Source organism: Streptomyces sp. FXJ1.172 (assembly GCF_001636945.3).
Lineage (GTDB): Bacteria > Actinomycetota > Actinomycetes > Streptomycetales > Streptomycetaceae > Streptomyces.
Genome location: NZ_CP119133.2, coordinates 6391883 through 6417636, shown reverse-complemented (window position 1 = coordinate 6417636; position 25754 = coordinate 6391883). Strand labels below are relative to the sequence as shown.

At 72.0% G+C, this 25754-nt stretch carries 24 protein-coding genes, 1 tRNA gene and 1 pseudogene; 12 read left to right on the top strand and 14 right to left on the bottom strand.

Features of this window, described 5'->3' with window-relative positions; all coding sequences use genetic code 11:
* Positions 1-197 precede the first annotated feature (197 nt).
* Positions 198-1598 carry a glycine betaine/L-proline transporter ProP gene (gene proP, locus A6P39_RS28790; RefSeq protein WP_067039161.1) on the top strand — a complete coding sequence of 467 codons (1401 nt, stop codon included), beginning with the start codon at positions 198-200 and terminating at the stop codon, positions 1596-1598.
* Between the two features lie 110 nt (positions 1599-1708).
* A complete protein-coding gene (locus A6P39_RS28785) occupies positions 1709-2380 on the top strand; it encodes an O-methyltransferase (protein ID WP_067039162.1) in 672 nt (223 codons plus the stop codon).
* A 25-nt stretch (positions 2381-2405) separates the two neighbouring features.
* On the opposite strand, the gene A6P39_RS28780 is transcribed toward A6P39_RS28785, so the two are convergent.
* Positions 2406-2798, bottom strand: a complete 393-nt coding sequence (locus A6P39_RS28780; protein ID WP_067039163.1) for an FHA domain-containing protein — start codon at positions 2796-2798, stop codon at positions 2406-2408.
* Positions 2799-2906: 108 nt separating this feature from the next.
* Between A6P39_RS28780 and A6P39_RS28775 the strand changes: the two genes are divergently transcribed.
* Entirely contained in the window at positions 2907-3329 is a 423-nt protein-coding gene (locus A6P39_RS28775; protein WP_067039164.1) for a J-domain-containing protein, read from the top strand.
* Here the strand turns inward: A6P39_RS28775 and A6P39_RS28770 are convergent.
* Entirely contained in the window at positions 3318-4175 is an 858-nt protein-coding gene (locus A6P39_RS28770; RefSeq protein ID WP_234378691.1) for a hypothetical protein, read from the bottom strand. The two genes, A6P39_RS28775 and A6P39_RS28770, sit on opposite strands and share 12 nt — an antisense overlap.
* A 218-nt stretch (positions 4176-4393) precedes the next feature.
* Between A6P39_RS28770 and A6P39_RS28765 the strand changes: the two genes are divergently transcribed.
* Positions 4394-4900, top strand: coding sequence for a GNAT family N-acetyltransferase (locus tag A6P39_RS28765; RefSeq protein WP_067039165.1), 507 nt, complete (start codon positions 4394-4396; stop codon positions 4898-4900).
* Here the strand turns inward: A6P39_RS28765 and A6P39_RS28760 are convergent.
* A pseudogene (locus A6P39_RS28760) lies at positions 4893-6953 on the bottom strand (DHA2 family efflux MFS transporter permease subunit); the annotation flags it as partial. The gene A6P39_RS28765 and the pseudogene A6P39_RS28760 sit on opposite strands and share 8 nt — an antisense overlap.
* A 121-nt stretch (positions 6954-7074) precedes the next feature.
* Here A6P39_RS28760 and A6P39_RS28755 point away from each other — a divergent pair.
* Complete coding sequence (locus A6P39_RS28755) at positions 7075-8067, top strand: peptidoglycan-binding domain-containing protein (RefSeq protein WP_067039167.1); 993 nt, start codon at positions 7075-7077, stop codon at positions 8065-8067.
* A 74-nt stretch (positions 8068-8141) separates the two neighbouring features.
* Here the strand turns inward: A6P39_RS28755 and A6P39_RS28750 are convergent, their stop codons facing one another.
* The 3 genes from A6P39_RS28750 to A6P39_RS28740 form a co-directional block, all read right to left on the bottom strand.
* The gene (locus A6P39_RS28750) at positions 8142-8810 is read right to left on the bottom strand and encodes an HAD family hydrolase (protein WP_067039240.1); all 669 of its coding nucleotides are present in this window, start codon (positions 8808-8810) and stop codon (positions 8142-8144) included.
* 185 nt (positions 8811-8995) lie between these two features.
* Positions 8996-9577, bottom strand: a complete 582-nt coding sequence (locus A6P39_RS28745; protein ID WP_067039168.1) for a TMEM165/GDT1 family protein — start codon at positions 9575-9577, stop codon at positions 8996-8998.
* 326 nt (positions 9578-9903) lie between these two features.
* Positions 9904-10518, bottom strand: coding sequence for a DedA family protein (locus A6P39_RS28740; RefSeq protein ID WP_067039241.1), 615 nt, complete (start codon positions 10516-10518; stop codon positions 9904-9906).
* Between the two features lie 228 nt (positions 10519-10746).
* Between A6P39_RS28740 and A6P39_RS28735 the strand changes: the two genes are divergently transcribed.
* The gene (locus A6P39_RS28735) at positions 10747-11277 is read left to right on the top strand and encodes a superoxide dismutase family protein (protein ID WP_067039242.1); all 531 of its coding nucleotides are present in this window, start codon (positions 10747-10749) and stop codon (positions 11275-11277) included.
* Between the two features lie 82 nt (positions 11278-11359).
* On the opposite strand, the gene A6P39_RS28730 is transcribed toward A6P39_RS28735, so the two are convergent.
* Positions 11360-11797 carry a DoxX family protein gene (locus tag A6P39_RS28730; RefSeq protein WP_067039169.1) on the bottom strand — a complete coding sequence of 146 codons (438 nt, stop codon included), beginning with the start codon at positions 11795-11797 and terminating at the stop codon, positions 11360-11362.
* Between the two features lie 145 nt (positions 11798-11942).
* On the bottom strand, positions 11943-12176 hold the full coding sequence (locus tag A6P39_RS28725) for a DUF2277 domain-containing protein (protein WP_079133089.1): 234 nt from the start codon (positions 12174-12176) through the stop codon (positions 11943-11945).
* A 93-nt stretch (positions 12177-12269) separates the two neighbouring features.
* Between A6P39_RS28725 and A6P39_RS28720 the strand changes: the two genes are divergently transcribed.
* Both A6P39_RS28720 and A6P39_RS28715 read left to right on the top strand, forming a co-directional pair.
* The gene (locus A6P39_RS28720) at positions 12270-13187 is read left to right on the top strand and encodes a ketopantoate reductase family protein (RefSeq protein WP_067039171.1); all 918 of its coding nucleotides are present in this window, start codon (positions 12270-12272) and stop codon (positions 13185-13187) included.
* A 124-nt stretch (positions 13188-13311) separates the two neighbouring features.
* Positions 13312-13647, top strand: a complete 336-nt coding sequence (locus A6P39_RS28715; RefSeq protein ID WP_067039172.1) for a hypothetical protein — start codon at positions 13312-13314, stop codon at positions 13645-13647.
* Positions 13648-13756: 109 nt separating this feature from the next.
* Here A6P39_RS28715 and A6P39_RS28710 read toward each other — a convergent pair.
* Positions 13757-13831 (bottom strand) — tRNA-Val (locus A6P39_RS28710).
* 236 nt (positions 13832-14067) lie between these two features.
* Here A6P39_RS28710 and A6P39_RS28705 point away from each other — a divergent pair.
* From A6P39_RS28705 to A6P39_RS28695, 3 genes are all read left to right on the top strand, one after another.
* Entirely contained in the window at positions 14068-14838 is a 771-nt protein-coding gene (locus tag A6P39_RS28705; RefSeq protein WP_067039173.1) for a DUF4097 family beta strand repeat-containing protein, read from the top strand.
* Between the two features lie 74 nt (positions 14839-14912).
* Complete coding sequence (locus A6P39_RS28700; RefSeq protein WP_067039174.1) at positions 14913-16304, top strand: hypothetical protein; 1392 nt, start codon at positions 14913-14915, stop codon at positions 16302-16304.
* Between the two features lie 176 nt (positions 16305-16480).
* Positions 16481-17020: a DUF4383 domain-containing protein gene (locus A6P39_RS28695; protein WP_067039175.1), complete on the top strand. Its 540-nt coding sequence runs from the start codon at positions 16481-16483 to the stop codon at positions 17018-17020.
* Here A6P39_RS28695 and A6P39_RS28690 read toward each other — a convergent pair.
* From A6P39_RS28690 to A6P39_RS28680, 3 genes are all read right to left on the bottom strand, one after another.
* Positions 17008-18123 (bottom strand): amidase domain-containing protein, encoded by a 1116-nt coding sequence (locus A6P39_RS28690; protein WP_234378692.1) that lies wholly within the window; start codon positions 18121-18123, stop codon positions 17008-17010. The two genes, A6P39_RS28695 and A6P39_RS28690, sit on opposite strands and share 13 nt — an antisense overlap.
* A 174-nt stretch (positions 18124-18297) precedes the next feature.
* Positions 18298-19593, bottom strand: coding sequence for a hypothetical protein (locus tag A6P39_RS28685; RefSeq protein WP_067039176.1), 1296 nt, complete (start codon positions 19591-19593; stop codon positions 18298-18300).
* Positions 19594-19639: 46 nt separating this feature from the next.
* Positions 19640-21787 carry a transglycosylase domain-containing protein gene (locus A6P39_RS28680; RefSeq protein WP_079133090.1) on the bottom strand — a complete coding sequence of 716 codons (2148 nt, stop codon included), beginning with the start codon at positions 21785-21787 and terminating at the stop codon, positions 19640-19642.
* A gap of 292 nt (positions 21788-22079) precedes the next feature.
* Here A6P39_RS28680 and A6P39_RS28675 point away from each other — a divergent pair, with 292 nt between their 5' ends.
* A complete protein-coding gene (locus A6P39_RS28675; RefSeq protein WP_067039177.1) occupies positions 22080-22295 on the top strand; it encodes an FmdB family zinc ribbon protein in 216 nt (71 codons plus the stop codon).
* A gap of 160 nt (positions 22296-22455) precedes the next feature.
* Here the strand turns inward: A6P39_RS28675 and A6P39_RS28670 are convergent, their stop codons facing one another.
* Positions 22456-23265, bottom strand: a complete 810-nt coding sequence (locus A6P39_RS28670) for an HAD family hydrolase (protein WP_067039178.1) — start codon at positions 23263-23265, stop codon at positions 22456-22458.
* Positions 23265-25754 (bottom strand): phosphoribosyltransferase, encoded by a 2490-nt coding sequence (locus A6P39_RS28665; protein ID WP_067039179.1) that lies wholly within the window; start codon positions 25752-25754, stop codon positions 23265-23267. The genes A6P39_RS28670 and A6P39_RS28665 overlap by 1 nt, the downstream gene beginning before the upstream one ends.

Genomic DNA, 25754 nt, shown 5'->3' with positions numbered 1-25754 from the left:
ACAGTGCGGGGCCGCGGTGGCGCGCGTGAAACGGGCAGACGTACCTGCATACGCGCCGTTTAGCTGCACTATGCAGCCAGTTGCCTACGTGACGTAAGGGGTCGAAACCCCCCTATGGTCGTTTTTCGGCCCGTTACCCGGCAGCGTCGCCCGCGGACCGCGTCCCTGTCCCCGTCGAAAGGTAGGCGAGCCCCGTTTTGGCAGCCGCCACAGCCGTCACCCCGTACCCGGCCCCGCAGAAGACCCCGCAGTCGGGCCGGGCCGCGAAAGCCGCCCAGGCCCCTGAGGTCACCGTCACCGATCCCGCGCTCGTCAGGCGTGCCGTCAAGGCGGCGGCGCTCGGCAACGCGATGGAATGGTTCGACTTCGGCGTCTACAGCTACATCGCGGTCACCCTGGGCAAGGTCTTCTTCCCGTCCGGCAACCCGACCGCGCAGCTGCTGTCGACGTTCGGGGCGTTCGCGGCGGCCTTCCTGGTCCGCCCGCTGGGCGGCATGGTCTTCGGTCCGCTGGGCGACCGCGTGGGCCGCCAGAAGGTGCTTGCCCTGACGATGATCATGATGGCGGCGGGCACGTTCGCCATCGGCCTGATCCCGTCGTACGCCTCGATCGGCGTGGGCGCCCCGCTGCTGCTGCTCGCCGCCCGCCTGGTGCAGGGCTTCTCGACGGGCGGTGAGTACGCGGGCGCGTCCACCTTCATCGCCGAGTACGCGCCCGACAAGAAGCGCGGCTTCTTCGGCAGCTGGCTGGAGTTCGGCACGCTGGCGGGGTACATCGGCGGCGCGGGCCTGGTGACGCTGATGACGGCCCTGCTGTCGTCGCACGACCTGCTGACCTGGGGCTGGCGCGTGCCGTTCCTGATCGCCGGTCCGATGGGCATCATCGGCCTGTACCTGCGGATGCGCCTGGAGGAGACCCCGGCGTTCGCGGCCGAGATGGACAAGGCCGAGGCGCAGCGCCCGAAGGTGCCGCTGCGCGAGATGGTGGCGGGCCAGTGGAAGGCGCTGCTGATCTGCATGGGCCTGGTGCTGGTCTTCAACGTCACCGACTACATGCTGCTGTCGTACATGCCGAGCTACCTGACCAGTGAGCTGAAGTACGACGAGACGCACGGCCTGCTGGTCGTGCTGGGCGTGATGGTCCTGATGATGATCGTCCAGCCGTTCGCGGGCGCGCTGAGCGACCGGGTCGGCCGGCGTCCGGTGATCGCGGCGGGCTGCGCGGGCTTCCTGCTCCTGTCCGTCCCCGCCGTGCTGCTGATCCGCCAGGGGAGCCTGCTCGCCGTCGCGCTGGGCATGGGCGCGCTGGGTCTGCTCCTGGTCTGCTTCACGGCGGCCATGCCGGCCGCGCTGCCCGCCCTCTTCCCGACCCGGGTCCGCTACGGCTCCCTGTCCATCGGCTTCAACGTGTCGGTGTCCCTGTTCGGCGGCACGACCCCGCTGGTCGTGACCGCGCTGATCGGGGCCACCGAAAACATGATGATGCCCGCGTACTACATGATGGCCGCGGCCGTCGTGGGCGGGTTCGCCGTGTGGCGGATGTCGGAGTCGGCCGGGCTGCCGTTGCCCGGTTCGGCGCCGGCGGTGGAGAAGCGGTAGGCACCACGGCCACGCCACCCGTGAAGTCCCCGTCCCCGCTCTCCCCCTCGGCGCCCGTCGGCTGAGATCATGCACGGGTAGCGCAGGCACTCGGGAAAGGCAGTACGGGCATGACCGGCTCGCAGGTCTGGGACGACGTCGACGACTACTTCATCCACCATCTCGCGCCCGACGACGAGGCGCTGCAGGCAGCCCTGCGGGAGAACGAGGCCGCAGGGCTGCCGAACATCGCCGTAACGGCCGCGCAGGGCAAGTTCCTTCAGCTGCTCGCGCGGGTGCAGGGTGCGCGCACCGTCCTCGAGATCGGCACCCTCGGCGGATACAGCACCATCTGGCTGGCCCGGGCGCTGCCCGAGGACGGCCGGCTGATCTCGCTGGAGTACAGCGCACGGCACGCCGAGGTGGCCGTACGCAACATCGCCCGGGCGGGCCTGGACCGGATCGCCGAGGTGCGGGTCGGCCCGGCCCTGGAGTCGCTGCCCAAGCTCGCCGACGAGAACCCGGCCCCCTTCGACCTGGTCTTCATCGACGCCGACAAGGCCAACAACGCCCACTACGTGGAGTGGGCGCTGAAGCTCACCCGTGCGGGCAGCGTGATCGTCCTGGACAACGTGGTGCGCGGCGGCCGGGTCGTGGACGCCGACAGCACCGAGGCGGACATCGTGGGCACCCGCGCCGCGATCGAGCTGATCGCCGCCCATCCGAGGCTCGACGGTACGGCGCTGCAGACGGTCGGCAGCAAGGGCTACGACGGGTTCGCCCTGGCCCGGGTGCTGGCCTGAGCCGGATCCGGTACCTGACGCGGGCTCACACCTCGTGGTAGAAGCCGACGTTGACGCTGCGCGGCGCGGTGCGGTCCTGGACGACGATCTCGCCGGACCCGCCGTGCGGCAGCCGTACCGTCGCGCCGTAGCCGAGCGGCTGGCTGAACTGCCCAGCGGTCAGGCGCACTTCGGAGGACGGCTCGGCCTGCGAACCGCGCAGCCAGGTCAACTGCCAGGCGCCGTCCGGTCCGCACTGGAACTCCAGGTGGACGCGGGAGACGAACAGCCAGTCCTCCGGGGTGACCAGCCGGCACGAAGCGGCGTCCCGGCCGACCCGGAGCACGGCGCCCGGCTCGCTCGGCGCCTCGGCCATCGTCATGCCGGCCGTGGCGGCGGAGTCGGCCCCGGAGACGGTGGCCATGGTGAGTTCGAGCACGCGCGTTCCCCCTGTGACGTCCCTGCACGTCCTTGCACGGCGGCCGGATTGGCCTGCCGCGCCGCATGATAAAACGCCCGCCCGGGCGCCGTCCGGCACAATGGAGTCATGACCGAGCGAAAGCCACCGGGTGTGCCGTTCGACTCGTGGGTCGACAAGCAGATCCGTGACGCGCAGGGGCGCGGTGAGTTCGAGCAGCTGCCGGGGGCGGGCGAGCCGCTGCCCGCCGAGGTCGACTCCACGTACGACGAACTGTGGTGGGTCAAGCGGAAGATGGCGCGCGAGGGCCTGTCCGTCCTGCCGCCCGCGCTCGCTCTGCGCAAGGAGGCCGAGGACGCGCTCGCGGCGGCGTACGCGGCCCCTTCGGAGCGCATCGCCCGGAAGATCATCGAGGACGTCAACGTCAAGATCAAGGACATGATGTTCAAGCCCCCGCCCGGTCCCCCGCTGGGCAGGAAGCCGTACGACGTCGAAGAGGTCGTACGGGAGTGGCGGCAGCGCAGGGCCGCCGCGAGGGAGTCACAGGTGTAGCAGCCGCCCGGCCAGCTCCTGGTAGTCCCGCAGGACCAGCCTGAGCTGCTCGGTGTCGGCGTCCGAGCCGGGCCCACGGTCCTCGGAGGCCTCCCAGGACCGCCGCAGCGTACGGCGCCGCCGCTGCAGCGCCGCATCGAACCGTCCCGCGATCTCCTCCACCAGGTGATCGGCCTCCTCGACGACCCGGCGGGGCTCCGCCGCGAATCCGGCGGCCAGCTCCCGCATCCGCCGCTCCCAGCGGTCGGTGTCCTCGTGGGGCAGGAGGGGGGCACCGGCGCCGGAGGGAGCGGGGGCGGTGTCGCCGGGGGACGGCGTCGCGCGGCCCGGTGCCGCCGGCCAGGCGTCCGGGCCCGGGGAGTCGCTGCCGTGTGCCTCGCGTGTGGTCTCCTCGCCGGGGGACGGAGTCCCCAGCCCGTCGTCCGGCATCGGGCTCTCGTACGGCGTCCCGCGCCCGCCCGGCACCGGGTGCCCGCCCCTCGCGTACGCCAGGTTCTCCGCCGCGGGCCGTGGCCCCTCGGTCCGGTGCGGCCCCTCAGTGGCCGGCCCGCCGCGCGGGGGGCCGGTGCCCGCCGGGCCGGGAGGGTGCCGGAGATCCTCCGGGACGCGGTCGTCGGCCGTCAGGCCCTCTCTGCCGGGACCGGTCGAGCCGGGCAGGCGGGCCGGCCCCGTCGGTGACGGCGGAGGTTCGCCGGGAAGCCGCTCCCCCGGCAGGGGGTCTCCCGGTGTGTGGTGGCCCGGTGCGCGGCGGCGCGCAGGGGCGTCCGCGGGGGTCCAGTCCTCGTCGGGCGGCGGGACACGTCCGCCGGGACGCTCGCCGCCGGAGCCGCTCGTCGTGTCCGTCATGAGCTTGCCTTCCACCCGGACCGGCCGACCGGCCGGCTCCCCTGCCGGGTGACCCGCGAGGGGAGCCGCAAACGGCGGTCAGCGGGCGAAGCGGATGCGGAAGCCGGGCGCGAGGAAGGCCTCCGGGTCGCTGAAGCCGCCGTTCCACAGGGCGGTGCGGTGCACGGCAGACGGTCTGCGCGATATTCACGGGCCAGGCGCCCCCACGACGGCTCACAATGACCGGCGTGACATGGACCATCACCCCGGAACCCTACGACTCCCCGGTCGCCGCGGCCCTGTGGCGGGCGTACTACACCGAGGTCAGCGACCGCTGGTACCTGCTGCACGAGGGCCACCGCACCGACCCCGGTGAGCTGGAGCGGGAGATCGCGGCCGGCACGGGGTCCGAACTCACCCCGCCGGGCGGGCAGTTGCTGGTCGGGTGGTACGCGGGCGAGCCGGGCGGTACGGCGGGCGTACGGCTGCTGGACCCGCGGACCGCCGAGCTGACCCGGGTGTTCGTGCACGAGCACCTGCGTGGCCGGGGCGGTGCCCCGCTCCTCGTCGCGGCCGCCGAGGACGCCGCCCGCGGGCTCGGCGCCCGGCGGATCGTCCTGGACACCCGCAGCGACCTGGTCGAGGCCCGCGCCCTGTACGCCCGCCTCGGCTACACCGAGACCGGCCCGCACAACGACGCCCCCTACGCCGGGCACTGGTTCCGCAAGGAGCTGGCGGTCACCTGACCCTGGCCGCCGCCCCGCCGCGCGGCTGCTCGCGCTCGGAGCCGCACATCTCCCCGGTGAGTTCCTGCACCAGCTGCGTCAGGTCGGTCGAGCGGCCCGGCTGCCACCAGTCGCCGAGGAGTTCGGCCAGGGACTCCTCGCGGGCCGTCGCGAGCCGTTCGGCGACCTCGCGGCCGGAGTCGGTCAAGTACAGGTCCAGGCCCTCGCGCCGGGCGAGGCGCCGCTCCTCGATCTGGCGCCCGGCGGCGAGGACGACCTCCAGCGGGACGGGGCCGCGCTCGGCGAGGACGCCGGGCTCGACCGAGCCGTACTTGCGGATGCGCAGCAGCAGCCAGCCGGCGGCGGGCAGCAGGTCGTAGCCGGCCCGTTCGGTGATCTTCCGGTAGATCTCCCGGCGGCCCTCGCGGGTGCCGAGCACGGACAGGGCCCGGCAGCACTCGTCGTAGGAGGAGCGCTGGACCGGGTTGGGCGGGATGGTCTCGGAGGCGTCCGGCGCGGTGACCGAGCCGCGCAGCCGGTCCTCCTTCAGGAACCAGGCCAGCAGGAAGCCGAGGGCGGCGACCGGGGCGGCGTAGAGGAAGACGTCGGTGATGGCAGAGGCGTACGCGTGCAGGGCCGCGGGGCGCAGCGCGGGCGGCAGGGCGGCGATGCCCCGGGGGTCGGACTTCAGGGCGGTCGCACTGACCCCCGGCGGCAGGCTCACTCCCCGGAAGGCGGCGGCGAGTTTGTCGCCGAGGCGGCCGGCGAAGACCGTGCCGAAGATGGCCACGCCGAAGGAGGCGCCGATGGAGCGGAAGAACGTCACGCCGGAGGTGGCCACGCCCAGGTCCTCGTAGGAGACCGCATTCTGCACGATGAGGATCAGCACCTGCATGACCAGGCCGAGTCCGAGGCCGAAGACGAAGAAGCAGCTGCTCATCCGGGCGGTCGAGCTGTACTCGGTGAGCCGGTGCAGCAGGAGCAGGCCGATGGCGGTGACGGCGGTGCCGACGACGGGGAACACCTTCCAGCGGCCGGTGCGGCTGACGATCTGCCCGGAGACCGTGGACGACAGCAGCAGGCCGAACACCATCGGCAGCATGTGCACCCCGGACATGGTCGGCGAGACGCCGTGCACCACCTGGAGGAAGGTCGGCAGATAGGTCATCGCGCCGAACATGGCGAAGCCGACGATGAAGCTGATGACGGCGGCGAGGGTGAACGTGCGGATGCCGAACAGCTCCAGCGGCAGGACGGGTTCGGCGGCCCGCCGCTCGACGGCGACGAACGCGACGGCGAGCAGCACGCCCAGCACGCCCAGCCCGATGATCTGCGCCGAGCCCCAGGCCCAGGTCGTACCGCCGAGGGAGGCGACGAGGACCAGGCAGGTGGCGACGGCGGCGATCAGGAAGGTGCCGAGGTAGTCGATGACGTGGCGGGCGGCGCGGCGCGGGATGTGCAGGGCGGTGGCGATCACGGCGAGCGCGACGATCCCGACGGGCAGGTTGACGTAGAACACCCAGCGCCAGCTGAGGTGTTCGGTGAACACCCCGCCCAGCAGCGGCCCCAGCACACTGGTGGCGCCGAAGACGGCCCCGAACAGCCCCTGGTAGCGCCCGCGTTCACGGGGCGGCACGATGTCGCCGACGATCGCCATCGAGAGCACCATCAGCCCGCCGCCGCCCAGGCCCTGCAGCGCGCGGAACCCGATCAGCTCGCCCATGTTCTGCGCCATGCCGCACAGCGCCGAGCCGATGAGAAAGATCACGATGGCCGTCTGGAACAGCCGTTTCCGGCCGTACTGGTCGCCGAGCTTGCCCCACAGCGGGGTCGCCGCGGTCGAGGCCAGCAGATAGGCGGTGACCACCCAGGACAGATGCTCGAGCCCGCCGAGGTCGCTGACGATCGTGGGCAGCGCGGTCGACACGATGGTCTGGTCGAGGGCGGCGAGCAGCAGCCCGAGGAGCAGGGCGCCGATCGAGACGAACACGTTGCCGGCGACGTGTTCGCCGTCCCCCACGTCCTTCGCCGCACCGTGTGTGTCCAGGGTCATGGAGACCTCCCGGGGCTCGGGTTGCGCCTCTTACATCGTCGTCGGTGTGACCGGATATGGCCTGTCGAGTCCCGCGTTTCCGGCTTCGGATGCGGAGAAGGTGCGCATAGTCTCTGGAGTTCGTGAGGGGAGGAGCGAACACGTGAGTGAATCCGAGGGTACCGAGGGCCGTACCTGCCCCGCGTGCGGGGCACCGAGGGGCCCGGACCGGAGCCCGTCCTGCGACTGCACCGAGCGGGCGGCCGCGGCCCTGCGCGAGACGCGTACGGCCGAGGCGGCAGCGGCGGAGGACTTCGATCCGCTGCGGATACGGCCGTACGTCGAAGGTGCCGTCGACGCCGTCGATGCCGTGAACGCCGTGGGTGCCGTGGGTGCCTGGGACGCCGTGGCCGACGAGCGCCAGGAGGACGGGGTGGTACGCCCCGTCGAGGCCACGATGCCCCTGCGTCCGGTGCCGGGGCCTCGCACGGGCGGCCCGCGGATGTCCGAGGACGGCGGGACGGACGCGGCAGGCGGCGCCCGGCCGCCCCGCCGGCGGTCCCGTCGCGGGGCGTTGCTGTCCGTCGCGGGTGCGGGCGCGGCGGTCGTGGCGGCGGCCGGGTTCGCGAGCGGACTGTTCTCGTACGACGCACCGACCAGGGACGGAGCCGCCCAGGAGGTCAGGGCGAGCGTCCCGGACGTGACCCCGTCGGCACCGGCGTCCGCGACGGCACCGGACTCCTCCGGCGCCGTGTCCCGGTCCCTCGTGCGCCCGCCCACGGCCCCGGCGAGCCCGAGCCCGAGCCGGTCGGCCACGCCGTCCGCGTCTCCGGCCCCCACGACACCGGCCCCCACCGCGTCCGGCCCGGCCCCGGCCACACCCTCCGCGACGGCCTCCTCCGCCACCGCGCGGGCCACCCCCGCCGGCACCGAACCGGTCCTGCGACGCGGCGACAGCGGCCCCCAGGTCACCGAACTCCAGCAGCGGCTGCAGCAGTTGAACCTCTACGGCGACGAGATCAGCGGCGTCTTCACCCGCCCCGTGGAGGACGCGGTACGCAACTACCAACTGGCCCGGGGCATCACGGCCGACCCGTACGGGGAGTACGGCCCGGCGACCCGGAAGAGCCTGGAAGCGGAGACGACGCAGCCGTAGGTCCGCCCTACGGCCAAAGGAGCGGCAGGGGAGCGGCACGGGACGGGGCCGGGGCGGAGCCCCTTGGGGGCACGTCAGCCGATGTGCAGCCGGACGGTCCCGTCCGCGTCCGCCGCGACCCGCACCCGCGTCAGATCGGGCACGACCACGTCAGGGTCGTACAGCCCGGCGCGAGGCCCGACCCCCACCACGGTCATACCCGCCGAGCGCCCGGCGGCGATCCCGGCCCCCGAGTCCTCGAAGACCACACAGTCGGCCGGGTCCACACCCAGCTCCGCGGCGCCCTTCAGGAACCCCTCGGGGTCGGGCTTGCTCGCGCCCACAGACTCGGCGGTGATCCGGACCTTTGGCAGCGGCAGCCCGGCGGCGTTCATGCGGGCGGTGGACAGCGCGACGTCGGCGGAGGTCACCAGGGCGTGCGGAAGCGCGCGCAGAGAGGCCAGGAAGGCGCTCGCGCCGGGGATCTCCACCACTCCGTCGGTGTCGGCGGTCTCCTCGGCGAGCATGCGGGCGTTGTCGGCGAGGTTCTGCTCGACGGGCCGGCCGGGCAGCAGGACGGCCATGGAGGCGTGCCCCTGGCGGCCGTGGACGACCTTCATCACCTCGTCCCCGTCCAGTGCGTGCTGCTCGGCCCAGCGCCGCCAGACGCGCTCGACCACGGCGTCCGAGTTGACGAGGGTGCCGTCCATGTCGAGCAGGAGGGCGCGGGCGGTCAGGACGGTGGGCGCGGCGGTGGCCGTCATCGGCAGCTCCAGGAACGAGAGGAACGGGGAGGCCCCCCGGTTCGGGAGGGACGGGCCCTGCAGGGACAAAGGAGCCCCGCCCGCCGGTCAGGGAAAACGGGCGGAGGCCACTTTGTTTCTCTACGGTACAAAACCCGGGGCGGATCCCGCCACCACCTCCGGCGAGGGTTCACCCGCCGTTCAGCTCAGGCCGCCACCGCTTCGTACAGGCTCCACACCCCGAGACCGAGCATCAGCAACGCCGCGACCTGCGTGATCAGCCGCAGCGGCACCCTCTTCATCAGGGCCTTTCCGCCGACGATGCCCAGACCGGCCACGGCCCACAGACCGAGGACGGCACCGAGACCGACGGAGAGCGGGTCGTCGTAGCGGGCGGCGAGGTTGGCGGTCATGATCTGGGTCAGGTCGCCGAACTCGGCGACGAGGATGAGCATGAAGCCCGTGCCCGCGACCTTCCAGAAGGACTGGTCGGCGGGCTTCTTGATCTCCTCCTCGTCCTCGGCCTTCTGCAGCAGCAGCATGGCCGCGCCGCCGAGGAAGAGGACACCGGTGAGCGCGTGCACGATCTGCTGCGGCAGCAGGGTCAGCGCACTGCCGGCCGCGACGGCCAGCACGACGTGCAGCAGGAAGGCGGCGGCGACGCCCACGAAGACGTGGCTCGCCCGGTAGCGGGTGCCGAGGACGAGACCGGCGAGCGCGGTCTTGTCCGGCAGTTCGGCGAGGAAGATGACGCCGAAGACGAGCGCCGTCACGGTGATGCTGATCAAGGTTCCTCAATCGGTCGGGCCGCCCCGCCGAGAGTGTGTGGTACGTCACGCGATGACACCTCGGCACGGCAGCACACTCGGCACCCGCACCGGGGGGCACGGGCGTGCACTGCTTGCCGAAGGTCTCGCTGGCGGACCTCGATGAGACTCGGCGGTCCGCCTCCGGGCGCCGGCTCAGGCTCGCTGAGCAGTATGTCGACGGTCCGGCGAAGAGCTACTCCCCTTCTGCGCTCCCCATAGTACGGGACACGAAAATTCCGCCGCGGTCCCGATATCCCCACCTCACAAAAGGGGCCGGTCCCGGCGGGCCCGGAGTCGTCGAAGCGTCAGGAGGCCGGGCGGCGGCGCATCAGATAGCCCGCCGCCGCGCCCGCGCCGAAGAGGGCGGCCAGGGAGACTCCCGTGGCGAGCCAGGTCGCGCCGAGCCACTGGGCGCCGTAGTAGCCGAGGGCGACGCTGTAGGCGGCCCAGGACAGGCCGGCCAGCGCGGACCAGGGGACGAAGTCGCGGGCGCGGCGATGGGCGGCACCAGCGCAGAAGGAGACGACGGAACGGCCGGCGGGGGCGAAGCGGGCGAGCACGACGAGCGCGCCGCCGCCCCGGGACAGGGCGTCGCCGAGACGTTCCTGCGCGCTGGTCAGCCGCCGGGAGCGGGCTATCGCCCGGTCCAGCCGCTCCCCGCCCCGCCAGGCGAGGCGATAGGCCACCAGATCGCCCAGGACCGAGGCGGTGGCCGCGCAGAGGGTCAGGGCCAGGGTGTCCGGCACGCCGTGCGGGACCGGGGCGGCCGCCGCACCCGAGCCCGCCGCCGCGGCCGTACCCGCCGTGATGACGAGCACACCGCTCGGCAGGACCGGTACGAACACGTCGAGCAGCACGGACAGGGTCACCACCGCGTAGATCCAAGGTCCGTCGGCCAGCGACCCCACACTCTCGAACACCACGACTCCCGTTGCTCCCCCGATGACAGCCCTACAGCGTACGCCGGGGCTGTGACAGAAGGTCTCAGGGGGGCCGATGGGGCGATTCCGGACGTCTTTTCACCCTTCCGGCGCACCCCGTGCGGCGGGGCAGTCCGGCATCCCTTAGCAACGTAGAGAGGTGTGTCTTCGGACAGAAGGCATGTATCGGAACGAAACGGCGCGTAAGCGCAGGAAAAGGTGCAGATCATGGTGGCAGCCGTATACACGGGCGCCCTCGCCGCAGCCCTGTTCGCGACCGGAAGCGGAAGCGCACCCGGCTTCTCGCTGAACACGACCGGCGTGTTCACCCCGCCGGCCACAATCGTCGCGTCGAAGGCCGTGACGTACGACCAGAAGCTCGTCCCGACGGGCGCGATGATCAGCGTCCGGCAGCAGACCAAGCCGAACGGCGCCACGACGGTCGAACTGCGAGTGGCGGGCCTCAGGCCCGGCCGTCAGTACGGGGCCCACATCCACCAGAAGGCGTGCGGCGCCAAGCCCGACGCCGCCGGCAAGCACTACCAGGACAAGGCCGGCACGGACCCCGCCCACGTCAACAACAAGAACGAGGTCTGGCTGGACTTCAAGACCGACGCGACCGGCATCGGCCAGGCGACCGCGCAGCACGCCTGGGCCTTCCGCAAGGGCCAGGCCGCCTCGGTGGTGATCCACAGCGAACCGGGCACCAAGGGCAGCCGGGCGGCCTGCTTCACCGTGCCGTTCGGCGGCGCGTCGTAAGCGGCGGCCGGCGGGACGCACACACAGCGGCGCCCTTCCCCCCACGTGACGGGGAAGGCCGCCGCTCGTGCCGGGCCGCCGTTCAGGCCGCCGCCGGCCTCTGCTCGGTGGCCGTACGGCCACCGAAGAGCCGGTCGAGCCCGAAGGCGCCGGAGCCGGTGAAGACCAGCAGGAGGAACGCCCAGCAGAACAGGACCGACAGCTCGCCGCCGTTCTGGATGGGCCACAGCGCGATCCGCTGGTGGACGTCGAAGTAGGCGTAGGCCATCGAGCCCGAGGCGATCAGCGCGGCCGCGCGGGTGCCGAGGCCGAGGACCACCAGGGCGCCGGCGACCAGCTGGATCACGGCCGCGTACCAGCCCGGCCAGGTGCCGGCCGGGATCGTGCCGCCGTTGCTGCCCGCGGCGCCGCCGAGCACCCCGAACAGGGAAGCGGCGCCGTGCACGGCGAAGAGCAGGCCGACGACGACGCGGAACAGCGCGATCACATATGGCTGAGCGGAATTGAGGCGAGCGGACATGGGGGGTCTCCTCTTCGGCGCCGGCCGGGGACGGGCCGGCTGTGGGGGTCGGACCGAACGGAAGATCAAGGTTAGGCGGACCTAACCATTACTTGCAAGTTCAACATTAGCCCTGGGTCCCGCTTCCGCTTCCGCTCCCGCACCCCTACGGCGCGCTGCTCCGCGCCGAGGAGCCCCTCACCTCCAGCCCCCCGAGCAGTTCCGCCGTCGCCTCGGCCACGGCCGCCACCGCCCGGTCGAAGACCTCGCGGTTGTGGGCGGCGGGGGCACGGAAGCCCGAGACCTTGCGTACGTACTGCAGCGCGGCGGCGTGGATGTCCTCGTCCGTGGCCTCGTCAGGCAGGACGGGCGGGCGCAGCGTCTTGATACTCCGGCACATGCCCTCAGTCTCGCGCTCGGCGCACGCCCCTGCGATGATCACCACGAAGGCGGCCACCGAACTACGGGGCCGACCGTCGAAAGGAACAGCCTCATGGCTACCGAGAACAGCACAAGCGCCGGGAACACCGTGGCCGTCCTCGGGCCCGGCGGCACGGGCGGCCTCCTCGCCGCCCTCCTCGCCCGCGCCGGGCACCGTGTCCTCTGCCTGGCACAGGACAGCACGGCCGACGCCCTGCGGCGCAGGGGAATCACCGTCCGCAGCCCGCAGTTCGGCGAGTTCACCGCGTCCGTCGAGGCGGACACCGAGCTGCGCGAACCGGTGGCCGCCTGCCTGGTCGCCGTCAAGCACACCGCGCTCGAGGCCGCCCTCACCCGCGTCCCGCCGGCCGCGCTCGGCGACGCACTCCTCGTGCCGCTGCTGAACGGTGTCGAACACCCCGCCGCGCTCCGCGCCCGCTACCGCCCCGACCGGGTCGCCCCGGCGGTGATCCGAGTGGAGTCCACCCGCACCGCTCCCGGTGTGATCGAGCACGGCAGCCCGTTCACCGAGATCGACCTCGCCGGGGACGGTGTGCCCCGCGCCCGCCTGGAGGCCCTGGCCGCCGCCCTCACCGCGGCTGGTCCGACCGCTCGTGTGGCCGGGGACGAGACGGCGGCGCTGTGGGCCAAGATGGCGTTCCTGGCCCCGTTCGCGCTGCTCACCACCCGGTACGGCCTCCCGCTCGGCGAGGTGCGCACCCGGCATCGCGAGGAGCTGCAGGCCCTGGTCGCCGAGACCGCCGCGGTCAGCCGCGCCTGTGGCGCCGGCGCCGATCCGGACGAGGCCCTGGCCCGCTACGACGCCTTCCCGCCCGCGGCCAAGTCGTCCATGCAGCGCGACGCCGAGGCGGGCCGCCCGCTGGAGCTGGACGCCATCGGCGGGGCACTGCTGCGCGCGGCCGGCCGGCATGGCGTACCGGCGCCGGTGACGGCCCGCCTGGTGCGGGAGATCCAGGCCGCCGGCCACTGACCTGCGAGGGGGCGGCGGGGCGGCTCGTCACCCCGCCGCCCCCTCGCCACCCGTTCGGCTGAACCTCCCCCGTACCTCACGAACGTGCTCGCCTCTCAAAATCGAACAGGCGTAGCATTGCCGCGTGGCTACGACCTATGAATTCCCCAGTGACCTCCTCGCCGGTCAGGAGGAGCTGCATCAGGTCCGGGCCGAGCTGTCGGCCCTGCTCAAGCGGCTGCCGTGGTCGGTCGAGCCGATGGACGGGTTCAGCGACGACACCGGCTGGCGCAAGGTGGAGCGGCCCGCGTCACCGGGCTGGACGGCGGACGAGCAGGCCGAGGTGGAGAAGCTGCGCCGGCGCGAGCACGAGCTGGCGGTGTTCGTCAGCACGCACCGCTTCTGGGCCGAGGTCGCGGCGGCGGACCGGGTGGAGATACGCACCCGGCTCAAGCACGCCCACGAGCAGGCGGAGCCGTGAGCGCAGGACGAGCAGGCAGGGACGCGCAGCAAGAGCAGTAAGAGCAGTAAGAGGGGAGCGGTGCGAAAGGGGAAAGCCCCCGGCCCTGCTGCGACCGGAGGCTTTCCACTGGTGGGCGCGGACGGTTTCGAACCGCCGACATCCTGCTTGTAAGGCAGGCGCTCTACCCCTGAGCTACGCACCCTGAACGCCCGGGCTCGCGCCCAGGTCGAGTCGACAGCCTACCTTGCCGGGACCGGTGCGCCGCAAACCCGTTCCGGCGGCAATCAGGTGCGGTGATCAGGGTGTTCCGGGGGTTATCCCCACCCCGGCTCCGGGAGTCTCCCTGATTCCCGGCCAGGTCCTGATCATTTACGGTCGTCACAGACCGACACACTCCGGCCGCCGCACCCGGCGGGCCGGTTCAGGGGGAGATATCGCATGGCCCGTTCCATCGCCGTCCGCACTGCCGCCATGGCCGTCGTCACCGCGGCGCTCGTCGCGACAGTGAGCGCCTGCGGCGCCTCGGCCAGTGACGACAAGCACCCCGACCACCGCTCCTTCGCGCTGGGCGGCCGCACCCTCACCGTCGACTCGGACGACGCGGCCCTGGAGATAGTCGCCGCGCAGGGCAACAAGGCGGGCACGGTCCAGGTCACCCGGTGGTTCAAGGGGAAGGTCGTCGTCGGCGGCGGCCCCAAGGTGAGCTGGTCCTTCCAGGACGACCGGCTGAAGCTGCGCATGCAGTGCTCCGGGTTCATCGCCGACTGCTCGGCCAAGTACCGCATCGAGGTGCCGCGCGGCATCGGCCTGAAGGTGACCGACAGCAACGGAAGCGTGCAGGCACAGGGATTCGCGGACCCGGTCAGCATCCGCAGCAGCAACGGCTCCGTGCACGTCACCGACTCCACCGGCCCGCTCCAGCTGCACTCCAGCAACGGCGCGGTGCGCGCACAGGCCGCCTCCCGCCAGGTCCGGGCCGAGACGAGCAACGGCGCGGTGGACCTCGACCTGAGCGGCATACCCGACCTGGTGGACGCCCACAGCAGCAACGGCGCCGTGACGATCACCGTGCCGCACGCCGACTACCGCGTCCGGGCCGACTCGACCAACGGCAAGGTCACGGTGTCCGTGCCGCGGTCCGACACCAGCCCGCACACGGTGACGGCCGGCTCGTCCAACGGCAGGATCACGGTCCGTACGGCGAACTGACCGGCCCGTGTGTTCGTCTCCTACGGGTGGGAGAATGACTCCACCCAGGGCGGACCACAGCACGGGAGAGGGATGTGACGGCGACACCGGGCACGCCAGCGAGGCGGACGTACCCGCCGTCGACCGCACGGGCCCGGGGCGGGTCCGCGGCTCTGCGCGACACCCTCACCCTGATCAGCCTGCCGTTGCTGGCCGCGCTCGCGCTGCCCGCAGCGTTCGCCGGCGGCGGCACCCGGCGCTGGTTCGGCGGGCGGGCGGAGAGCCAGCGGGCCGAGGCGCAGGCCGCGAAGGACGCCGCGGCGGCCGCGTTCTACGAACTCGACACCGCCCAGCGGGAGTTGAGGATCTCCGTCGAGACCATCACGGCCGTGGACGACTCCCCCGCCGCGCGGCGTGTCGCGAGCGACTTCGAGGCACTGGGCCTGCGGATCGACGAGGTCAGCCAGCGCTACATCCAGGCGGTCGACGCCCATGATCTCGACCGGGACGACCTGGAGGCCTCGGCCGCGTCCCGAGCGCGCTCGGAGCTGACCGCCGCCAAGGACGAGCTGCTGCGCGCCCAGCAGGAGCTGGACCGGTTCGGCGGCTCACTCGCACCGCTGCTGGGCAACGCGGAGACCCAGCTGGCCCGGGTGGCGCCCGCCGTGGAGCGGGCCCGGCAGGCGCTGCTGGCCGCGAGCAACGCCCTGGACGCCGCGCGGGAGAAGGGCCTGCGGGCCGACGACCTCGCGGGCCGGCTCGCCGCGCTGTCCCCGGACCTGACGAAGCTGAACCAGGGCGCCGGCCAGCACGGCGTGCAGCAGACGGTGGAGCGGGCCGAGCGGGTGCAGCGGGAGGCCGGGGCGATCCGGGCCGAGGCCGAGCGGCTGCCGGAGCTGGCGGCCGAGATCGACCACCGGCTGGTCTCGCTGCGCACCAGAGCACAGGCGCTGACCACCCGGGCCGGGCAGGTGGACCCGGTGCTGAGCGAGCTGCGGCGCCGGTTCGCCGCGGCCTGCTGGCAGGACCTCCAGCATGTGCCCGAACAGGCCGTGGAGAACGTACGGCAGGCCGAGCACAAGCTCCGCGAGGCGCAGTCCGCGCGGGAGGCCCAGCGCTGGCCGGACGCCACGTCGCTGCTGTCGGTCGTACGGGCCCTGCTGAACACCACCGACGAGGCCGTGTCGGCCGCCGGGGACCGGCTGACCAGGCTGAACGCCGTGCAGAAGGATCCGCAGGCGGAGATCGAGCGGACCCGGTTCGCGGTCCGGGACGCCCAGCGGCTCGCCATGAGCGGCCGTACGACCCCCGATCCCCGGCATGCCGCTCCGCTGGACGAGGCGGTGGCGCGGCTGGAGCGGGCCGTTGCCACGCTGGAGGGGCGGCACCCTGACTACTGGCATTTCCTGACCGAGACGGATGCCGTGCGGCGGGCTGCGGCGGGGGTGGTCTCGCGGATTCGTGAGGAGCGCGGGGGCGGGCACTGAGCGGGACTCGCCGTGGGGGTGCCTTGATGTGCCGGGCACCGGTTCGCCGTGGTTTCTCGCGCAGTTCCCCGTGCCCCTGACGGGGCGCTGCCGATGCCGTCGGTTGCATGGTTCCCGGCGCCGGGCGGATATTGGGTGGACGGATGGCCTCCGCTATACGCCCGAGGGAGGCGGACATGGCCACACACGCAGTGCACACGAAGCCGCGTCGGCGGATTCAGTTCGATCAGCATCTGCCCGTCGACCACCGGCTCAACACGGTCTACCGGATCGGCGCGGGCCTGATCGGCGCGTTCCTCGTCGTCTTCGGCGTCCTGGGTCTGATCAACCACATCGGCTTCTTCAACACCGGCGGCGCGACGGTCGCGGGGCTGAACACCAACGGCACGCTGAGCGTGCTGTCGATCGTCGTCGGGGCGATCCTGCTCGTCGGCATGGTGCTCGGCGGCAACGTCGCCTCCACGCTGAACATGGTGTTCGGGGTGCTGTTCCTGCTGAACGGCTTCCTGTTCCTGGGCCTGCTGGACACGACGTCCAACTTCCTGGCGTTCAAGATCCAGAACGTGTTCTTCAGCTTCATCGTGGGCCTGCTGCTGATGACCTTCGGCATGTACGGCAGGGTCGGCTCGACCCTGCCGCACGACAACCCCTACTGGCGGGCCCGCCATCCCGAGGGGAGCCGGCCTGAGGGGCACGCACCGGATCAGGTGCGGTAGGCGTAGAAGTACGCGTTCGGGTAGGACGCGACGAGGCTCGCCACCGACCGGTTGTAGGTGTTGGTGGAGTGGTACGTCACGTACGGCACGCCGTAACGGTCGCGGTAGGTGACGATCATCGAGTGGTCCTTGGACCCGTCCCGGTTGAAGTCCATCTGGATCACGTCGCCGAGGTCCGCCTGGTAGACGTCGGCCAGCGGCGTGACGCGCTTGGAGGACAGGGCGAACCAGGAGAACTCGTTGACGCCGACGAACGAGTCGGACTGGATGTCGGCGGTGCCGAACCACTTGTGGAAGTCGTTCGTGTAGCCCGGGACGTGCTTCCAGCCGCCCGCCTTCAGTGACTGGCTGACGAAGTTGGTGCAGTCACCGCCGTCGGCCTCGCCGTTGTAGTCCGGGTAGTCCGGGTTGTAGTGGCTCCAGTACTTCTGCGCGTACGCCACCATGGCCTTGTAGTCGTAGGCGCCACCGGTGAGGTTCTTCGGGCTGGCCGGTGCGGGCCAGCTGGTGGCCGCGCGGGGCGCGTCCGGCGGGCTGTCGTCGGCGGGGGTGGTCTTCGCCTTGGCGACCGACGGCGTGGCGACCTGGTTGACGGCGAGATAGCCGTCGTCGGTGTCCTTGATGCCGGTCAGCTGCCAGTCCCCGCTGCTGCCGGCCTTGAAGGACAGTTCGTGGTGGGCCTGGAAGCCGGTGGTCTTCGGTCCCTTGGCCGCCGGCTTCTCGTAGGTCAGGGTCGTGGTCTCGGTGACCGCGACCTTGGCGCGCCGGCCGTGCACCTCGGTCGCGTCGAGCGTGACCTTCGTGCTGCCCGCGCTGTACTTCTCGCCGAGCTTGGCGAGCAGGCTCTTGCGGGCGCGCAGCCGGCCCAGGGCGGTGCTCTGTTCGTGGGTCTGCCCCCCGGACAGCCGCACGGACCCGCGGAAGCCGGACGTGTGCCGCGTGCCCGCGCTGCCGGCGCCGTCCACGAGGGCCTGGGTGCGGTCGGTGAAGACCGCGTCGGCCAGCCGCTGGAAGGTCGCCTTGGTGGCCGCGTCCACCGTCGGGTCGTTGGTGACCGCCGCGCCCGCGCTCCAGTCGGGCACCAGGGCCACCGCGGCGACCACGGCGGCGGCCGAGGTCGTGACTATGGCCGTACGACTCCGCTTACGGCTCAGTCTTCTGGATTTCAATGATGTTCCCCTCTATGCCGGTACGCCTACCGGGATGGGGCATCTTTGCATGCCCCGTGCGGCAGATGTGAAGGGGGTTGCACAAGTGGAACCAGCCCTTTGCGGCGGTCACTTGACGGCCGTCGACCAGTCCGGCGACTGGGCGGGGTCGAGGCTGCGCAGCGCGGCGAGGGTCGAGGGCTTCTGCACGTCGAGCCAGTCGGAAAGCTCCTTGAAGGACACGCACTTGACGCCCTTCTTGGTGCAGATCTGCGGGATGACCTTGTCGATGGCCTTCATGTAGATGCTGCCGTTCCAGTGCTCGAAGTGGTTGCCGATGAACAGCGGTGCGCGGCTGCCGTAGTAGACCCGGTTGAAGCCGTCCATGTAGGACCCGACGGTCTGCTGTTCCCACTCGGTGTACTTGGCCGGGTCGCCGTCGGTCTTGCCGCCCGACTGGTTGTAGAGGAAGTTGAAGTCCATCGACAGGCCCTGGAAGTCCTTGCCCGCGTACGGCAGCATCTGCAGCGGGAAGTCCCAGACGCCGTTCTTCTTGGTGGGCCATATCTGGAAGTCACCCGGGGAGCTGGCGTCGTAGCGCCAGCCGTAGCTCTTGAGGGCCTTCAGCAGGTTGGGCTGGCCCTCCAGGCAGGGCGCGCGGCCACCGGTGACCTCCTGCTTGAAGTCGAAGGGCAGGGCGGGGATGTCCTTGTAGCCGGTGTTGGTCTTCCAGTTCTCCGCGAAGGAGTAGAACTGGTCGATCTCGCTCTTCCACTGCGCGACGCTCCAGTCGCCGCCGCCCTTGGCGCCGCAGAAGTGGCCGTTGAAATGGGTGCCGATGTCGTTGCCCTGCTCGTAGGCGAGGCGGAGCTGCTCCAGGGTGGTGCGGATGTGGTCGTCGGTGGGGTAGTCGATGGCGGCGTCGCCGGGGTTGTGCATCGGGCCGTGGTACAGGTCCTTCTTGCTCTTGGGCAGCAGGTAGATGCCGGTGAGGAAGAAGGTCATGTGGGCGTCGTACTCCTTGGCCATCTCCCGGTAGTGCGAGAAGAGACGGTCGTCGCCCTCCAGGGCGCCGTCCCAGGAGAAGACCACGAACTGCGGCGGCTTCTCGCCGGGTTTGAGCGGCACCGGCTTGAGCGTGCCCTTCTGCGGGCCGGTGTAGGAGGTGGAGCCGTCACCGAGGATGTGGGTCTTGCCGTCCCACTTGGGGGTCGGGCCGGCCTTGGGGGCGGCCGACTGGGGGGTCTTGCCGGCGGCGGCGGTCGGCGCGGTCTGGTCCTGGCGGTTGAGGGCCAGATAGCCGGCCACCAGTGAGGCCACGACGAGGAAGGCGGCCAGTGTCAGGACCTGCGGGCGGGTGGCGGCGGGCACACGGCGGCCGACGGTGGCTCGACGGCGGCCCGTCGGTGACTTCTTGCGGGTCATGCGCGGCTCATTCTCCGAGAGGGTGCGGGCGGTGCGGGTCCGGTCGTCAGCCAAGACCCAGCGCGGCCGCCCAGAGGTTGTACGGCACGTTGTCGGTGGAGGTTCCCGCCAGTCCCTCCAGGGGCAGGGGCGCGAGGGACTTCGCCAGGTCCATCCGGTAGACGACGACCGCCGTGGAGACGGAGTCGGCGGTGCCGGCGTACCAGGCGGCGATGTCCTTGCCGGCGGTGTCCTTGCCGGCGGCGGTACCGGCGGTGGTGCCCGCGGTCGCGGTGCCGGCCTTTGCGGCCGTCCCTGGCCGGGCGGCGGCCGTTGCCGGGTGGGCGAGCCGGTAGGAGTCGGCGAGGGCGTCGGTGATGTCCCGGGCCACCTGCACGCCGATCGCGCGCGTCGCGTCCGGGGTGTTGAGGTCGACCAGGGCGCCGTTGCGAGTGATCCGGCGCACCGAGTACGGCTCCGTGTGGGTGCCGTCGGCGGCGAACGTGGCGTATCCGCTCGCCATCCGGATCGCGCTCGGCGTCGAGCTGCCCAGCGACAGGGCGGGCACCTGGGGGCCGATGCTGTCGGACAGCAGTCCTGAGGCCTCGGCGGTCTGGCGCACCTTGTCCAGGCCGGTGTCCATGCCGAGCTGCATGAACGGGGTGTTCACCGACTGGGCGAGGGCCTGGCGCAGGGTGATCTTCCCGTACGACCTGCCGCCGTCGTTGTGCGCGGCGACCTTCTTGCCGCTGCGGTCCCAGTACGGCCCCTCGGGGGTCACGACGGGAATGTTGTCGTCGCCGTCGTAGACGCTCTCGGGGGTGACGGGGGTGGCGGGCCCGCCGCGCGTCTTGTGGACGCCGTGCTCCAGTCCGGCGGCGTAGACGAAGGGCAGGAAGGCGGTGCCGGCCGGGACGGTGGCCGCGTTGGACTCGTTGTAGCCCTGCGTACGGTGGTCCGGGCCGCCGTAGACCGCGAGGATCCGGCCGTCGGCGGCCACCGAGGCGGCCCCGTAGTGGGCGTCCTTCGCCACGGCCGGGTGGTCCCGCTTCGCCTGCTTGCGGGCCTTGGTGACGGCGTCGGTGAGGGCCTGCTCGCGCCTGCGGTCGAACGTCGTGTAGATCTGGTAGCCGCCCAGGTCGAACTGCTGGTCCGTCAGGTGTCCGGCCTTCTTGGCGTACTGCGAGGCCAGTTCCACCAGGTAGTCGCTCTGCGCACCGGTGTTGTACAGCGGGTTGTTCTTCAGCGGCTCGGGGAACGTCGTGTACTTCGCCCGCTCCTGCGGGGTCAGCTTGTGGATCTTGACCATGCGGTCGAGGATCCACTTCCAGCGCTCCACGGCCCGTTGGTGGTTGGCCTGGCCGAGCGTGGGGTCGTACAGCCCGGCGCCCTTGAGCAGGCCCGCGAGCATGGCCGCCTCGGACACGTTGAGCTTGCTGACGTCCTTGCCGTAGTAGGCCTGCGCGGCGCGCTGGATGCCGTACGTGCCCCGGCCGAACCAGCTGGTGTTGAGATAGCCCTCGAGGATCTGGTCCTTGCTCATCTTGTTGTCGAGCTTGAGGGCGATCATCGCCTCGGTGAACTTGCGGGTGACCGTCTGGTTCTGGTTGAGGTAGACGTTCTTGACGTACTGCTGGGTGATGGTGGAGCCACCGGCGGTGTACCCCTCGCCCACGGTCTGCCACAGGGCGCGCGTGAGGCCGCGCAGGGACACGCCCGGGTCCGTGTAGAAGGTCTCGTTCTCCGCCGCCAGCACCGCCCAGCGGACGTCCTGGGGTATGTCCTTCAGCGGCATCGCCTGCCGCTGCACCCAGCCCGTACGGGCCATCGGGGTCCCGTCGGACCAGAAGTACACGTTGTCCTGCTGGGTGGCGTACGTGTTGAGGTTGCCGGGTATGTCCGTCATCGCGTACGCCGTGACGAGGAAGGCGCCGAGCAGCCCGAAGGAGGCGAAGAGGGCGCCGATCCACTGGCGCCAGGAGGGTATCCAGCGACGCCAGCCGGTCCGGCCGGGTCGGGGATAGACGGGTTTCAGACGGCGCGCGTAGGGCGCGAGGCGGCGAGCGTACGGCGCCAGGGGCGCGAGCAGACGGCGGGCCGTGGCGGCGGCCGTGGCCGTGGCGCGCCGCCACGCGGGGGTACGCGCACTGCGCCGGCGCTCCGACCGGCTGCTGCGCACGGGCGGTTCCGGCGGGGCGGGCACGCGCAGTTGCATCGTCTCGTCGGGCCTGGTCGCACCGACTCTCAGGTGCAGGGTCGCCTCGACGTCGGACGGCTCCCCGCCCTGCTCTCCCCCCGGGGGACGTTCCTGTCCCCGCGACGCGTCAGCCACGACGGCGTCTCCCCTCCGCACTCGCTCATGCTCGCGCGGTGAACCGAACGTTCTCGCAACGGGCTGAAACAAGCTATCAGCGTATTTTCGAAACCCTCACACATGTGTCTGTGAAGAAGACCGTTCGACACGGCCCAAGGGTCCGCAACCTCGTTCGGACGACTAACCTGAGCCCATGCCTCGCTACGAGTACCGCTGCCGGACCTGCGGCGACACGTTCGAACTGAACCGGCCCATGGCGGAGTCCGCCGCCCCCGCGACGTGCCCCGCGGGCCATGACGACACGGTGAAGCTGCTGTCCGCCGTGGCGGTGGGAGGCACGGCCGCACAGGCCCCCGCGGCCGGCGGTGGCGGCGGGGGCGGCTGCTGCGGCGGAGGGTGCTGCGGCTAGTGCTGTGGCCGGAAAGGTTTGCCGGAAAGCTCGCGGCGTCCGGTGCGGTGCATCGCAAGGCGGAGCATCGCCCGTGTACTGGATGTACTCGGGTGATGCGACAACGCGACGAGGTGCCGTGCCGGGCGTCGCGAGCCGGTGAACCTTTCCGGTCGCAGCACTAGGCCTGCCTGGCAGCCCTCAGGAACTCCCGCACGATCCGCTCGCCCGCCAGGACCCCCCGCTCCGGCAGCGCGCTGATCTCCGGGGCCGTCCAGCCGGTGTCCGCCAGTTCGCCGTGCCCCGGCCGCCAGCCCCTGTCGGCGGCCAGGAGGAGGTCGGCGTCCAGGAGGGAGTCGCCGGCCGCCAGGGTGAGGTCCGCGCCGGTGCGGCGGGCGACCTCGTGGACGGCCGCGCTCTTGGTGAGCGGCTTCGGCACGGCGTAGATCTTGCGGCCCTGGAGCGAGACCGTCCAGCCCCGCGGCTCCGCCCACACCGCCAGCTCCTTCACCCAGCCGTCGGGCAGCAGGTCGCGCTCGACGACGAGGTAGGCGAACAGGTCCTCGGCGACCCGGTGCTTGCGCACCCACGCCGGGTCGGCGGTCCGCATCAGATGCTCGCGCACCTGAGCCAGCGGCGCGCACTCGTCGGCCAGCCGCGCCTGCACGCCCGCGTGCCAGCCGGCGTCGGTGACCCCGTCGACCAGCAGATGGCCGCCGTTGGCGCAGATCGCGTACTTCGGGGGCGGGCCGGGCAGGTTGATCCGCTGGTACTGCTTGCGAGTCCGGGTGGTCGTCGGCACGAAGACGGCCGTGTCCCCGAGGTCGGTCAGCAGCCGGGCGGCCGTCTCGGTCATGTACGACAGCGGCCTGGCCTCGTGCACCTCCACGCACAGCAGCCGGGGCGCCCGGGGATCCGGCATGGTCAGCGCGAGGGCCGCCGAGGAGTAGATCAGCGTACGGTCGAGGTCGCTCGCCACCAGCACCGGCATCAGACGTTCACCGCCCTGCCGTCGGCACCCGTGGCACCGCGAGTGTACTGGGGGTGGATCAACCCGACGCAGGTGTACGGCAGTTCGCCCACCTCCTCGACCGGCACCCCGCGCTGCCCGGCGAGCAGGCGGACGTGGTCCAGGTCGGCCCCGGCCCCCTTCCGGGCCAGGATCTTCCAGGGCACCCGGCGCAGCAGCACCCGGGTGGTCTCGCCGACGCCGGGCTTGACGAGGTTCACGTCGTGGATGCCGTGCTCCTCGCTGATCCGCTCCACCGCCTGCCAGCCCGCCCAGGTGGGGGTGCGGTCCTCGGCCATCAGCTCCTTGACCGCCGTGTCCACGGTGTCGGCGACCTCGGGGAAGCGGGCACAGACGGCGTCGAGGAAAGCCACGGAGACGTCGGAGCCGGCCAGGTCGCGGTAGAACTTGGCGCCGTGGAAGTCGTCCGGTCCGACCAGGTCGGCACGCAGCACCGTACGTGAGATCAGGCCGGAGACCGTGGAGTTGAGGCAGGCGGAGGGGATGAGGAAGTCCTCGCGGGTGCCGTAGGTGCGCACGCAGGAGCCCGGGTCGGCGAGGACGGCGATCTCCGGATCGAAGCCGCTGACCCCCTCCGCCTTCTCGAACTCCTCGACGGCCTGGGCGAGTTCGCGAGTGATGGCCCCCTTGCCCGTCCAGCCGTCGACGAACACGACGTCGTGGGGGTCGTGGTGGGCGGCCAGCCAGCGCAGCGCGTTCGCGTCGATGCCCCGGCCGCGCACGATCGACACGGCGTAGTGCGGCAGGTCGAGGCCGTGCCGGAACTGCGCCCAGCGGCGCATCAGGATGCCGACCGGCGTGCCCGCCCGGGCCAGCGACACCAGCACCGGACGCGGCGACCGCTCGGCGAGCACCGTCTCCGTCACGACCCCGACGGCCTGCGCGATCCGGGCGGCGGAGGTGTCGAGGGCCGCGTGGAACAGCTGCTGGTACTGCTCGCTGGGCTGGTACTCCACGGGCAGCGACTCGGCGTAGTGCGCCCCGCCGCTCTGGATGGCCTCCTCCCGCTCCTCGGTCGGCGCCTCCAGGGTCACCTCGGAGAGGTCCTGGAGCAGCCAGCCGACCTCCTCGGGCGCGTACGAGGAGAATGCGGGGCCGCGGAGGGGCTCGGGCAGCATGGCCGGCCTTTCGGGAGCGTGCTGGGGCTCGGGGACGTAGGACGGGACGACCGCGAGCAGGACGTGCGGGGTGTGGGCGGCGAGTCGGGCGAGCAGACCGCCGGGGGCGTGCAGGGCCGGGGTGTCGCCGGCCGAGTCGACCACTGCTACGACGCAGTCGAAGCCGCCGCCCGCGACGTTGTAGGCGTAGCGCTCGCCGGGGCCGTCGGCCGGGTCGTCGTGGGCGGGGAAGACCAGGCGGGTACGGATCGCGTACCCGGGGTCGTCCACCGCGAGGACGGGAGAGCGGGTGGTGGTCGAGAAACACACCTCCGCGCCGGTCTCCTGCTCCAGCTGCCGGGCGAGGCGCAGCGGGGCGTACATCAGCTCCTCGGAGCCGAGGACGAGGACGCGCCGGGCACCGGGGGGCAGGGCATCGCGCAGGCGGGCGGCCATGGCGGGCAGCGCGGCTTCCAGGCGGGCCCGGTGGGCGGGCGTGAAGCCATGACGCCCGCCGTCGGGAAGGCCCCCCGGCCAGCGCAAGTCGAGCGACAGCACCTCGGGGGCGCGGGGCGGGACGTCATGCGGCCGCGCCGTGTGGGCGCGGGCAGCCGCGTCGGACCCGCATCCGGCGGACTCGTGCTGAGCCACCAGTTGCCGCCCCTTCTCCAGCACGTCCGACGGCAGCCGTACGACCCCGGACGCGGCGGCGATCAGGTCCACCCGCGCGCCGATCTCCGTGGCGAACCGTTCCATCCGGCCGACGTCCCCGGCCGACCGCATGTCGACCAGGGCGACCACCACATACCGCTCCCGCGGATACCGCTCGTGCAGATCACGGATGGTGTTCAGCACGGTGTTGCCGGTGGAGAACTCGTCGTCGACCAGGACGAGCGGACCGGCACCGGCCAGCAGCGCGGGATCCTCCGGCAGCAGCAGGTGGGACGTGGCATGCGAATGCGACTCCTCGAAGCCGCCCGCCCGGGCGACCCCGGCCACCGGCCGCCGTGTGGAGTGCAGATACGGCGCCGTACCGAGACCGTCGGCCACCGCGTGGCCCAGCCCGGTCGCGGTCTCGGCATAGCCCAGGACCACGGCGCCGACGGCCTGCGCCTCGCCGAGCAGCGCGAAGACCCGCCGGCCCAGACGGTGGCCGTAGTCGTACACCACCGCCGGCGACTGCGGCACATGCTTGCCGAGGACGTTCGACACCAGCAGATGGGCCCGCTTGGGGTTGCGCCGCAGCGCGAGCCCGAGCATGGCCCGCAGGCCGTCGTCTCCCGCAAGTTCGACCCCGAGCCGCTGCGCGACCCAACTGCCGGACCAGACCCCGTCGTTCACTGCGTTCTTCAT

What these genes read in the sequence shown, in the direction of transcription:
- A6P39_RS28785 (WP_067039162.1), top strand. Translation starts at nt 1,709, where the DNA reads ATGACCGGCTCGCAGGTCTGGGACGACGTCGACGACTACTTCATCCAC.
- A6P39_RS28775 (WP_067039164.1), top strand. Translation starts at nt 2,907, where the DNA reads ATGACCGAGCGAAAGCCACCGGGTGTGCCGTTCGACTCGTGGGTCGAC.
- A6P39_RS28770 (WP_234378691.1), bottom strand. Translation starts at nt 4,175, where the DNA reads ATGACGGACACGACGAGCGGCTCCGGCGGCGAGCGTCCCGGCGGACGT.
- A6P39_RS28765 (WP_067039165.1), top strand. Translation starts at nt 4,394, where the DNA reads ATGACCGGCGTGACATGGACCATCACCCCGGAACCCTACGACTCCCCG.
- A6P39_RS28750 (WP_067039240.1), bottom strand. Translation starts at nt 8,810, where the DNA reads ATGACGGCCACCGCCGCGCCCACCGTCCTGACCGCCCGCGCCCTCCTG.
- A6P39_RS28735 (WP_067039242.1), top strand. Translation starts at nt 10,747, where the DNA reads ATGGTGGCAGCCGTATACACGGGCGCCCTCGCCGCAGCCCTGTTCGCG.
- A6P39_RS28730 (WP_067039169.1), bottom strand. Translation starts at nt 11,797, where the DNA reads ATGTCCGCTCGCCTCAATTCCGCTCAGCCATATGTGATCGCGCTGTTC.
- A6P39_RS28725 (WP_079133089.1), bottom strand. Translation starts at nt 12,176, where the DNA reads ATGTGCCGGAGTATCAAGACGCTGCGCCCGCCCGTCCTGCCTGACGAG.
- A6P39_RS28720 (WP_067039171.1), top strand. Translation starts at nt 12,270, where the DNA reads ATGGCTACCGAGAACAGCACAAGCGCCGGGAACACCGTGGCCGTCCTC.
- A6P39_RS28705 (WP_067039173.1), top strand. Translation starts at nt 14,068, where the DNA reads ATGGCCCGTTCCATCGCCGTCCGCACTGCCGCCATGGCCGTCGTCACC.
- A6P39_RS28695 (WP_067039175.1), top strand. Translation starts at nt 16,481, where the DNA reads ATGGCCACACACGCAGTGCACACGAAGCCGCGTCGGCGGATTCAGTTC.
- A6P39_RS28685 (WP_067039176.1), bottom strand. Translation starts at nt 19,593, where the DNA reads ATGACCCGCAAGAAGTCACCGACGGGCCGCCGTCGAGCCACCGTCGGC.
- A6P39_RS28680 (WP_079133090.1), bottom strand. Translation starts at nt 21,787, where the DNA reads ATGCAACTGCGCGTGCCCGCCCCGCCGGAACCGCCCGTGCGCAGCAGC.
- A6P39_RS28675 (WP_067039177.1), top strand. Translation starts at nt 22,080, where the DNA reads ATGCCTCGCTACGAGTACCGCTGCCGGACCTGCGGCGACACGTTCGAA.
- A6P39_RS28670 (WP_067039178.1), bottom strand. Translation starts at nt 23,265, where the DNA reads ATGCCGGTGCTGGTGGCGAGCGACCTCGACCGTACGCTGATCTACTCC.
- A6P39_RS28665 (WP_067039179.1), bottom strand. Translation starts at nt 25,754, where the DNA reads ATGAAGAACGCAGTGAACGACGGGGTCTGGTCCGGCAGTTGGGTCGCG.